This is a genomic window from Psychrilyobacter piezotolerans (assembly GCF_003391055.1).
In the GTDB taxonomy this organism is placed as follows: domain Bacteria; phylum Fusobacteriota; class Fusobacteriia; order Fusobacteriales; family Fusobacteriaceae; genus Psychrilyobacter; species Psychrilyobacter piezotolerans.
Genome location: NZ_QUAJ01000052.1, coordinates 1 through 10352 on the forward strand (window position 1 = coordinate 1; position 10352 = coordinate 10352).

12 protein-coding genes are annotated in these 10352 nt (G+C 32.8%); 5 read left to right on the plus strand and 7 right to left on the minus strand.

What is annotated here, in order from left to right:
• Positions 1 to 239 precede the first annotated feature (239 nt).
• The 7 genes from DYH56_RS15255 to DYH56_RS15285 all read right to left on the minus strand — a co-directional run bounded on the left by DYH56_RS15255 (position 240) and on the right by DYH56_RS15285 (position 6615).
• Positions 240 to 2744: a DegV family EDD domain-containing protein gene (locus DYH56_RS15255; protein ID WP_114643722.1), complete on the minus strand. Its 2505-nt coding sequence runs from the start codon at positions 2742 to 2744 to the stop codon at positions 240 to 242.
• A 17-nt stretch (positions 2745 to 2761) separates the two neighbouring features.
• Complete coding sequence (locus DYH56_RS15260) at positions 2762 to 3283, minus strand: KdsC family phosphatase (RefSeq protein WP_114643723.1); 522 nt, start codon at positions 3281 to 3283, stop codon at positions 2762 to 2764.
• A gap of 11 nt (positions 3284 to 3294) precedes the next feature.
• Positions 3295 to 3843: a cupin domain-containing protein gene (locus tag DYH56_RS15265; RefSeq protein WP_114643724.1), complete on the minus strand. Its 549-nt coding sequence runs from the start codon at positions 3841 to 3843 to the stop codon at positions 3295 to 3297.
• Positions 3844 to 3849: 6 nt separating this feature from the next.
• Complete coding sequence (locus DYH56_RS15270) at positions 3850 to 5046, minus strand: CinA family nicotinamide mononucleotide deamidase-related protein (RefSeq protein ID WP_114643725.1); 1197 nt, start codon at positions 5044 to 5046, stop codon at positions 3850 to 3852.
• A 10-nt stretch (positions 5047 to 5056) separates the two neighbouring features.
• A complete protein-coding gene (locus tag DYH56_RS15275) occupies positions 5057 to 5554 on the minus strand; it encodes a phosphatidylglycerophosphatase A family protein (protein ID WP_114643726.1) in 498 nt (165 codons plus the stop codon).
• 131 nt (positions 5555 to 5685) lie between these two features.
• Positions 5686 to 6264, minus strand: a complete 579-nt coding sequence (gene coaE, locus DYH56_RS15280) for a dephospho-CoA kinase (protein WP_114643727.1) — start codon at positions 6262 to 6264, stop codon at positions 5686 to 5688.
• A gap of 150 nt (positions 6265 to 6414) precedes the next feature.
• On the minus strand, positions 6415 to 6615 hold the full coding sequence (locus tag DYH56_RS15285) for a hypothetical protein (protein WP_114643728.1): 201 nt from the start codon (positions 6613 to 6615) through the stop codon (positions 6415 to 6417).
• Positions 6616 to 6867: 252 nt separating this feature from the next.
• Between DYH56_RS15285 and DYH56_RS15290 the strand changes: the two genes are divergently transcribed.
• From DYH56_RS15290 to pncA, 5 genes are all read left to right on the plus strand, one after another.
• Positions 6868 to 7224 carry a GntR family transcriptional regulator gene (locus tag DYH56_RS15290; RefSeq protein ID WP_114643729.1) on the plus strand — a complete coding sequence of 119 codons (357 nt, stop codon included), beginning with the start codon at positions 6868 to 6870 and terminating at the stop codon, positions 7222 to 7224.
• Positions 7224 to 7919: an ABC transporter ATP-binding protein gene (locus DYH56_RS15295; RefSeq protein ID WP_114643730.1), complete on the plus strand. Its 696-nt coding sequence runs from the start codon at positions 7224 to 7226 to the stop codon at positions 7917 to 7919. Before DYH56_RS15290 ends, DYH56_RS15295 begins: the two co-directional genes overlap by 1 nt.
• Positions 7912 to 8613: a hypothetical protein gene (locus tag DYH56_RS15300; protein ID WP_114643731.1), complete on the plus strand. Its 702-nt coding sequence runs from the start codon at positions 7912 to 7914 to the stop codon at positions 8611 to 8613. Before DYH56_RS15295 ends, DYH56_RS15300 begins: the two co-directional genes overlap by 8 nt.
• Before the next feature lie 111 nt (positions 8614 to 8724).
• Complete coding sequence (locus DYH56_RS15305; RefSeq protein WP_114643732.1) at positions 8725 to 9456, plus strand: hypothetical protein; 732 nt, start codon at positions 8725 to 8727, stop codon at positions 9454 to 9456.
• Positions 9457 to 9572: 116 nt separating this feature from the next.
• Positions 9573 to 10172: a bifunctional nicotinamidase/pyrazinamidase gene (gene pncA, locus DYH56_RS15310; RefSeq protein ID WP_114643733.1), complete on the plus strand. Its 600-nt coding sequence runs from the start codon at positions 9573 to 9575 to the stop codon at positions 10170 to 10172.
• Positions 10173 to 10352 lie beyond the last annotated feature (180 nt).

The following is a 10352-nucleotide window of genomic DNA, read 5'->3' on the forward strand; positions in this document are numbered from 1 at the left end:
TCATAAAAAATATGGAGATTTGTATTATTCTTAAATTTTTACAACTTAATATTTTCGAAGAAGCTTATTTTCTAAGCCCCTTTTTATATACATTTTTTTATTCATTTATTTCCTAAAAGTAATTTTTTCTCTAAAAATTCTTTATCATCCAACTAAACTTCTTCTTTTTTACAAATATTCAAATTTATAATTTCCTAGATAATAAAAAAACTAGCAAAAATGCTAGTTTTTTTCAGTTTTTATTTTATTTTTGGAAATATAGCCATTCCGTATAGCGGTCCTGAATGAGAACCTATAGTCGATCCGACTTCACATCTTGATTGATAATCTACACTGCTGTATTTTTCTACGGATTTTCTGAGTTCGTCTGCATTTTCAGACTGATGTTTAGTTCCGCCCCAGCCAGTATATAATACTATAGACCCATTCTTAGCTTCCTGCCTAAGTAATTTCTCCATATATCTCATGGCTCCCTTGTCTCCAACAACTTTTTTCTCATTGTGGACTTCACCATCTTCGACTTTTAATATAGGTTTTATATTCAGCACCCCGCCAATTTTAGCAGATGCCTTACCTATCCTTCCACCTCTTTCAAGATATTTCAATTCATCCACAACAAAGTAGATCTTACCTTTATCCCTCATCTCTTCTACATTCTCTATGATCGTCTCAAAAGATTCCCCTGCTTTAGCCATCCTAGCTGCTTCTAAAACCAGGTGTCCAGATCCCAGCCATACGTTTTTAGAGTCAACTATGGCTATATCTTTTTCTTCCGGTAACATTCCACGGGCCACCTTGGCAGCCTGCTGTGTCCCACTTAATTTACTGGAGATCAAAATTGTGATTATCTTTTTATATCCTCTTTTCAGTAATCTTTGATATAAATTCTTGAATTCTGCTGGAGACGGCTGAGAAGTTTTCGGTATAACTCCCTCAGTTATGATCTTATGCCAAAAATCTGTTTTAGATATATCCACCCCATCTTTATAATATTTATTTCCATCAAATTTTATCTTTAGAGGAATAACATTCACCGACAGATCGCCGATGAGTGTTGGTGTCAGATCCGAAGTAGAGTCTGTGATTATTGCTATCTCAGGCTGATTTGGATCTTTATTCACTATATATATATAGTAATGATAATTTTCCTGTTTTCCTATATATTCCTCATGTTTTATACCTCTAGTATTTACTATAGCCCGATTTCCTTCATCTGTACTTTCGTTTCCTAATACTGCAAATATATTTAAAGTATTCTCATCTATATTTTCCTCATACAGGTCGGATATCAGATCCCTTATACTTTCATTTTCATACATGATCTTTCCATTCACCAAAGCTATGTAGTTTCCCTCGGTAATCATTAGATCTCCAACCTTTGTATTTCTTACAGCTTTTGTAATCTCAATGGATTTATTCCTTCTGGCATCTTTCACTACCTGTTCTAAATTTTCTGACTTATTCTCTACATAAAAGTTCCCTTCTAACATAGTTTTAGTCTCATAAACTTCTACATTTTTAGCTGCTCTTTCAGCTACTATTTTTGCAGCTGAAATAATATTCTTATTATTTGGCAGCAGCACTATTTCCTCTGCATCGATCTTAGCTATTGCCATTTCCATATCTGCTACACTCGGATTCTGTCCCTGCCCGCCAATAAGTACACAGGTAGCTCCAGATTTGATGAATAATTCTCCCATCTCGTAGGTATCAGCTATGGCAAAATAAGCTTTTTTTTCTGTATTTTCATTTTGAATCATCACATGAGCCGAGTTTTGATCCAGTAAATCTTCCTCTGCCAGGTGTAAACTTCTATGCTGTAACTCCATGTTATCTATCTTAATATTGTCTAATCCACCGTATTTCATAGCTATCTCCAATACAGCCCCGGGATTATTTGTATGGATGTGTGTTTTAGTTTTAGTGGAACTTTGAGCTACCACCATGGAGTCTCCCAGTTCCTTTATCTCTTTTTTTAAATCTTCTATGTTAAACTTCCCTGCCTGAACAATAAATTCAGTACAATATTTAAACTTAATATTAATATCAACATTGGTAGCTTCCAGCCTTTCCCTTCTATGGGCTTGGCTTTTCACTATTCTTTCCAGGTCTTTTAACATTTCAGGATCGGTTATTGATTTTTCAAATCCTTCAATAAGATAGAAAACACCCATTCCACCTGCATCTACAACTCCTGCTTCCTTCAATTTCAATAATTGATTGGGAGTTTCCTCTACAGCTTGGTGAGCCGCTTCCTTTACATATGAAAGGTATGGAATAAAGTTATCCTTTGGTCCATGATATTCCTTAGCTTTTTCAGCTATAACTCTGATTACAGTAAGCATAGTTCCCTCTACAGGGTTGCTTACAGCTTTATAAGCCAGTTTAGAAGCCTGTTCAAAAGATCTTGTAATATCATCTATATCCAGTTCTTCCTTATCTTCAAATCCATTTAAAAAACCTTGGATAATTTGAGATAAAATCGTACCAGAATTCCCCCTGGCTCCTAATAATATTGCTTCCGATAATAATTCACAAAATTCATGCATTGTAGGTTCATGGTTTAATTTTACCAATTCATTTTCTACAGCCTGCATAGTCATAGACATATTTGTTCCTGTATCTCCATCTGGTACAGGGTATACATTTAAGTCATTTAATATATCTGCATATTTAGACATCCATCTACTACCTGCTATAAATAACTTAATTAACCTCGTAACATTCAAGTGTTCTATCTTCATAATTTTACTCCTTCTTTTTACTTTTTACTCTTGTAGCTTTCTATAATCTTGCTCCAGATCCCATTGGCTTTTAATATGGTCTCTATAAATTCCCTTACAGCACCATATCCGCCATTATATCTGCTTTTAAAATGTGAAAATTCTTCTATATCTGATACAGCATCTGCTGTTATTCCCACATAACCTGCTCTCATCATAGCGGGGATATCATTGATATCGTCTCCCATATAGGCCACATTTTCATAGGTATATTCATATTTTTCGAGCAATTTATCCAGGGTAGCAATTTTATTTTCTACCCCTTGATATATGTCTGAAATTCCCAATTCTGAACCTCTATATTCTACTATTTTAGAACTTCTCCCAGTTATTATAGCTACTTTTATTCCGTATTTTATAGCCTGAGCTATAGCCATCCCATCTTTTACATCAAATGACTTTGTCTCTATTCCATTGTTATCATATGTGATCTTTCCATCGGTCATGGTACCGTCTACATCTAAAATTATTATCTTTATTTCCTTTAAATTTGGTTTCATTTTTCACCGCCTTAAAATGTTGGAGGAGTAACTACCCATATTGCCCTTACCAGACTGTCTCCAGGATTTCTAAATTTATGTTTTTGAGTAGATTTAAAATATAAACTATCTCCCTCATTTAATATATAGTTCTTACTTTCAATTTGTACTTCTAACTCTCCTTCAAGGACAAATATAAACTCTTCCCCATTATGAGTATAGTAATCTCTTCCGCTCTCTCCTCCAGGCTCAATTTCATACAATATCGGCTCCATATGTTTTTCTATATTGGAAGTAGTCAATAGAGAGATCATTGTTTTAGAATCTATACTTTCCACCTTATTTCTTTCGCTTTTTCTTACTACATCTGTATCTTTTTTTTCATCCTCTTCCTCTATCAGCGAACTTACCCTTACATCCAATTCATTGGCAATCTTCTTTAAGTTTTCAATAGATGGAGATGCCTTACCTTGCTCTATTTGAGATAAAAAACTAGCTGATAAGTCTACTTTAGAAGCCAGCAGTCTCAAAGAATACCCCTTATCCTTTCTACATTTTTTTATCTTTTCTCCTAGTGCCATCTTACCTCACCCCTTTAAAATTTTAAGTACTTCAAACATTGCTCTCATCATGGTAATTCTTCTTATTTTTTCCCTATTTCCATTAAAGAGATATTTTTTTATGTATTTTTTATCTCCTGCAGCTACTCCGATATATACGGTCCCCACTGGTTTTTCTTCAGTTCCGCCATTTGGCCCCGCTATCCCCGTTACAGCTATCTTTACGTCTGTATCTAATCCGTCTAACATCTCCTCACAGGTTTCGTAGGACACAGCTCCATGAGCATCTAGAGTTTCCTTCTTCACTCCCAATCTATCTTGTTTGGATTCATTACTATAGCACACTATTCCCTCTTTAAATACACTGGATATTCCGTCAACTTCTATAAATTTAGAGGCTATCAACCCTCCGGTACAAGACTCTGCAAGAGATATATCATACTTTTTTTCCTTTAAATATTTGTAGATTGTGGTTTCTAGCCTCTCCTCGTCTTCACCTATTACATTTTCACCTATTATCTTATATAAACCTGATGTTATTTTATCCACACTAAGTTTATTAGTGCTTATTGTCTGCAGTCTTATTATTATACCATAATCTTTCACCAAGAACTCATAATGAATTCCCTTTAAATCAAATAAATGAATGACTTTAGTTTCTAACACCGATTCAGGGATTCCCCAGACTAATATATCTTTTATATAGATATTTTTTTCCAGTTTCCCCTGGGATATCAGTAATTTTAAAAACTTAGGAAATAAATTATAGAGTTCCCTGGGTACTCCGGGAAATGCTGCTATTTTATCTATATATATTCCTTTACACATTCCCACATCATTAATAATCGTCTGACTTCCATATGGTTTCTCAGCTTCCCTGAGGTTTTTATCTTCCAGCACAAGGTTATGGGAATCATACTTTTTCTTTAAATCCATATAATCATCCCTATCCACTACCAATTCTACCTTTAAAAATTCAGAGATGGCTGATTTTGTCAGATCATCCATGGTGGGACCTAATCCGCCGCTTAATATGACTAAATCTGATTTTGAATTTCCATATTCTATGGCTTCTACAATATCTCCTATATTGTCACCTACCACCAATTTATGTCTTATCTCTATCCCGTATTTATTCAGTTCCTCTGCCATATATATACTGTTTGTATCCACAGTCATCCCGTTCAGGAGTTCTGTCCCGACCAATATAATCGTTGCATCCATATTATCTCCCCTAGAAAATTATTGTCATCAACATTATCAATAAGAAATTTGCCGCAACTCCTGCTAAGAAATCATCCAACACTACTCCTACTCCATATCCATAATGCTGTGACTTATCTATCGGACCTAACTTGGTTATATCAAAGAATCTAAACAGTAAAAATCCTAAGATAACAGCTACTACAGTTTCTTTATATCCCACCGGATTGACTAAAAACATAGTTACCATAAATCCCAGTACCTCATCTATTACTACCTTTTGCGGGTCTTTTTCCTTAAATATCTCCCTTTCACATCTATCCGATACATATATTGACAGGGCAAAAAATCCCGTTAAAAATATAAAATAAAATGAGTTATATAATCTAGCATCAGCTATTACCAGTCTAAATGAATTCAACATAAAAAATAATGGTATCGCACCCAGTGTTCCCATCGTTCCCGGAGCTTTAGGTAAATCTCCCAGCCCAAACCAAGTAGCTAAGCCTCTTACAACCTCTTTTTTCATAATCTTCTCCTCCGTTTTTTATATAGAAAGTAACACCCTGAGGGTGTTTCAACTAGTTATTATAACATATTTTAACTTTGAACTCAAAGTAGGGGCTTTTATTTAAAAGCTCCTTCTGCTTTAATATTTTTTTATTTTGTTATCTCCCTATATATTAGTTCAACTTTTTTTAGTAATTCCTCTAAATTTCCATTGTTTTCAATATATATATCCGCTTTATTTATCTTTTTCCTCAATGGCATCTGTGCATCAATTATCTTTTTAGCTAATTTCCATTCTATCCCATCCCTGACTTTTACCCTTTCTATTTGAATCTCCTCATCTGTACACACTACCAATACCTTGTCACAGAGATACTCCAGCCCTGTTTCATATAAAAGGGGAATATCCAGTATTATCAGCTCTTTTTCCCTGTTTTTTTCTATCTCTTCTATGATTTTTTTCACTATAACAGGGTGCATTATCTCATTTAAAAGTTCTCTTTTTTCCTTATTCTCAAAAACTATCTCCCTTAGTTTTTGCCGGTCTAAATGCCCATTGTCTATTATCTCGGGACCAAAATTTTGTTCTAACTTTTTTAGTACTTTCAAAGAGTCGGAAACTTCCCTTGAAATCTTATCTGCATCTATTATATAACTTCCCAGTTCTTTTAATCTTTTACTAACTGTGCTCTTTCCGCTGGCTATCCCGCCTGTCAGCCCTAATATCATAAGTTCTTCTCCTTTTTCAATACATTTTTTTGACGCAAATCGTAATTCTTATGGATTATCACTATCCTATTATACCTCAATTTAACAAATAAATTTTGTTATCTTGTGTCAATTCAAAAAGCCCCCGGCAATTGCCGGAGGCTTCAATATTTATAACTTATCGTGTAAACTGTTACTTGTGCTGCATTTGCACCCTAAGGCTATTTCTATAGACTGCTTCTCGTCTATATACCTTACTTCCCACCCCAAACATTCAGGATCGCCGTCATCAAATTTTACAACTTCTTTCTTTTCCATCTTTAATTTTTCTTCCGTCGTTCCTATTGATTTTAAAAATTCATCCTTAGTCATAATGTTTCACCTCTTTTTTATTTTTTCTCCACCAATTTCTGTGTCATTCTCATCTTTTTCCTGGATGCCCTTGCATCCGCGTTCTATTTCTTTAGATTAATTTATTCATATATCCACCCTGACTCGTTTTTTCTTTTTATTGGTACAAAATTTCTATAACTTATTATATCATATTTTATAAATTATTTGACGCCCCATCAAAACTAGTGTACTATCTAACTAGGTCACTAGTTAAAAATGAGAGGAGGAGATATGGAATTTAAGAAAAATATCCCTATTTATTTACAGATAATGGATAAATTAAAACAAGATATATCCCTAAAGGTAATAGAACCCGGGGGGAAATTAATGTCTACACGGGAGCTGGCAGTAAAACTCAAAGTTAACCCCAATACAGTCTCTAGGGTATATAGAGAGTTAGAATCAGAAAATATCGTCTTTACAAAAAGAGGGATGGGAACATTTGTTGTAGAAGATGAAAATATTTTACAGAATATAAAAAATAATATGGCCAATGATATAGTCGTTAAATTTATTCGCGACATGAGTAATCTTAATATCTCACCAGAGGAAGCAATAAAGATGTTAAAAGAGATCGAGGAGGAGTAATGGAAAACCTAATTATAAGCAACTTAACCAAGGGTTATTTTAAAAAAAGAGCCTTAAATAATTTTTCATATTCATTTAAAAAAGGCATGGTCTATGGATTGATCGGTCCAAATGGAAGCGGGAAGACTACTTTAATGAAAACTATCTATGGATTGGTTAAAGCGACTAAGGGAAATCTATCTATTAATAACGATAAAATTTCATTCAAAACCAGAAAAAACATTGCTTTTATGCCTACAGAGGATGTTTTTATGTCCAGCCTCACAGTTTTACAGGTTTTAAATTTTTATAACGATACCTTTGAAGATTTTTCTTTGGAGAAAGCACACCAGATCCTCGAAAATATGAAATTATCTCTGGATGAAAAAATAGAAACATTTTCAACAGGAATGAGAATGAGGTTAAAGGTTACCCTCTGTCTTGCAAGGAATGTAGAATTTTACATGTTTGATGAACCATTGAATGGAATAGATGTTATCTCAAAAGATCTTATTAAAAATACAATTATAAGCATGACCACGAAAGACAGTACTATTCTGATCTCTTCCCATGCTCTAAACGAGATGGAGTTAATCTTAGAACAAGTCTTATTTCTAAATGAAGGATCACTTATCAAGGATATCAACTTAGAAGAACTAAGAGATACTGAAAATAAATCTTTAGAATCTCTTTATTGGGAGGTATATAATGTTTAATTTAATCAAGTTTGAGATGTTAAAGCGAAAAAAAATGTTCTCAATTTTAGGGGTTTTATTTTTAGTAATGCAGGCATTTATTATTTATGAAACTTCTATTCCATCAGCAATAGATATTAATATTATGGGTAAAGGATTTTTACTGGTTTTTATTAGCTATACTGTATTTATATTTTCATCACTACTTAATTTTTCAAAAGATATCAATTCTACCGATAGAAGCCTTGTTTTTATGACTCCCTATAGCGGATTCACAATAATCTCCTCTAAATTTTTAACAACTATTATTTTAGGAACATTTCTATTTTGTTCAACTTTTTTATGGTATGTAGTAAATGCTATCTATGTAGATCCAAGAATCAAATTTCGTGTTACTGAATCTCTGCAAAATGGAGCTTTTATAAGTGCAGTTAAAATTTTCCTCTTAAGTTTTGTTTCAATAGGAAGTTTCTTTGCACTGGTATTTTTAAGCATCATCATTACCAAAACTTTTTTATCTAAATTAAAATTTAAAACACTTATCGTTATTATTGTTATGTCTATTTTATCTAAAATTTTTAACCTTATTTTCTGGGATAACCTCAATGAGATCTCCTCCACAAATATGGGAATATCTATTGTTGCGATAGTTTGCATCACTACCTTGATGCTTTGGATCAGTGGATGGCTAATAGACAATAAAACAGATTTTTAATATTTATACTTTAGGAGGATTCATAATGAAAGAAGTACATGAGATCCTAAAAGATCTAAAGTTATACTTAGATGAAAAAATCTTTAGAGTCACTTTATTGGGAGGTATATAATGTTTAATTTGATAAAATTTGAGATATTAAAATGGAAAAAAAAAATTATGATCTTAGGAATTTTGCTTTTATTATTAGAAATATATCTAGCCTTTCTATTTCTTATGGCGGATATAGGTAATAGGCGAAGTGATTTCATGATAGTAATTGTAATATTACTTCCTATGAACTTCGGTATTTATATTGTATTTTATTGTTTATCCATTTATAGCTTTTTTAAAGACCTTACTTCTACTGATCGTAATGTGGTCCCTATGACTTTCAATAGTGGTTTTAAAATTATTTCTTCAAAATTTTTGGCTTATTTTATTTTAGGGTTAAGTTTATTTTTAATTACTTCTATTTTATTATTTGTAAACATTTATTCCATTTCACCAAGAAATACAATAAGTCTTGTCAAGAGTCTACAATATAGCCTTAATGACCTTTGGAAATTTTCTTTAGTAATTGCAACATTAAGTAATCTTTTGGTTGTGATCTTTTTAAATATTATTATTATTAATACTTATTTTTTAAAATTAAAATTAAAACCACTTATAGCCACTACTATTATAATTAGTAGCATTATTATCATATTTATATTTTCTAAAATTTTTAACCTTATTTTCTGGGATAATTTCAAGGAAATATCTTCTATAAGTGCAGGAATGTCTATTGTCGCAATAGCATTTATTACCACTTTGATACTTTGGATCAGTGGATGGCTGATAGACAATAAAACAGATTTTTAAGATTTATACGGAGGTAATTACCTTCTTATTATATATTATTAATTACCCTTTACATCGTTCCATTATTATTGTAATATCCAACTGAGTTAACAAATAATCTTAGAGGGGGAGGATATATGAAAAAAGCACTATTAGTTGTAGATGTTCAAAATGATTTTTGCAAGGGTGGGGCACTGGAAGTAAAGGGAGCTCGCGATATTTTCCCCCTTATAAATAAATTAATAGATGAGTTTAACAAAGATGGTCATCTGGTGGTAGCAACTATGGATTGGCATCCTGCCAACCACGGGAGTTTTGCCTCTAATTCCGGTGGAAATATCGGGGAAATGGGAGAGTTAAACGGCATACCTCAGATCTGGTGGCCGGATCACTGTATAGAAAATACCCATGGATCGGAGTTACATAAGGATTTAAAACCTGTAAAAAATAAAATTTACAAGGGGAGTAATCCAAAATATGATTCCTACAGCGGATTTTTTGATGCCAATGGAGAGCCTACAAAATTAAATACTCTATTAAAGAAAAATGATATAGACACCCTCTATGTAATGGGATTAGCTACCGATTATTGTGTTAAATTCACAGTTTTAGATGCACTAAAATTAGGATACAAAGTTAATTTAATTACAGCAGGATGCAGGGGAGTAAACTTATCTCCTGCCGATTCAGAGGAAGCCATTAACGAAATGAAAAGATTTGGAGCCATAATTATATAGGCTGAATAAAAAAAAGCTAACGCTTCTTCAACCCCCAGCCCCCATCTTGGGGGTTTTTGGTATAATAACTATTATGACTACTATTACACTTAAAGATATTCTTACCAACGACAACCTAAAAGCTTTTTTTAAGCATCATTTTAAATTCTTTTTGAATTTCCCCAAGAGTTTTATTCACTT

Bases quoted from the DNA above. Each gene is read 5' to 3' on its own strand.
- DYH56_RS15255 (WP_114643722.1), bottom strand. From the start codon at position 2,744: ATGAAGATAGAACACTTGAATGTTACGAGGTTAATTAAGTTATTTATA.
- DYH56_RS15260 (WP_114643723.1), bottom strand. From the start codon at position 3,283: ATGAAACCAAATTTAAAGGAAATAAAGATAATAATTTTAGATGTAGAC.
- DYH56_RS15265 (WP_114643724.1), bottom strand. From the start codon at position 3,843: ATGGCACTAGGAGAAAAGATAAAAAAATGTAGAAAGGATAAGGGGTAT.
- DYH56_RS15270 (WP_114643725.1), bottom strand. From the start codon at position 5,046: ATGGATGCAACGATTATATTGGTCGGGACAGAACTCCTGAACGGGATG.
- DYH56_RS15275 (WP_114643726.1), bottom strand. From the start codon at position 5,554: ATGAAAAAAGAGGTTGTAAGAGGCTTAGCTACTTGGTTTGGGCTGGGA.
- coaE (WP_114643727.1), bottom strand. From the start codon at position 6,264: ATGATATTAGGGCTGACAGGCGGGATAGCCAGCGGAAAGAGCACAGTT.
- DYH56_RS15285 (WP_114643728.1), bottom strand. From the start codon at position 6,615: ATGACTAAGGATGAATTTTTAAAATCAATAGGAACGACGGAAGAAAAA.
- DYH56_RS15290 (WP_114643729.1), top strand. From the start codon at position 6,868: ATGGAATTTAAGAAAAATATCCCTATTTATTTACAGATAATGGATAAA.
- DYH56_RS15295 (WP_114643730.1), top strand. From the start codon at position 7,224: ATGGAAAACCTAATTATAAGCAACTTAACCAAGGGTTATTTTAAAAAA.
- DYH56_RS15300 (WP_114643731.1), top strand. From the start codon at position 7,912: ATGTTTAATTTAATCAAGTTTGAGATGTTAAAGCGAAAAAAAATGTTC.
- DYH56_RS15305 (WP_114643732.1), top strand. From the start codon at position 8,725: ATGTTTAATTTGATAAAATTTGAGATATTAAAATGGAAAAAAAAAATT.
- pncA (WP_114643733.1), top strand. From the start codon at position 9,573: ATGAAAAAAGCACTATTAGTTGTAGATGTTCAAAATGATTTTTGCAAG.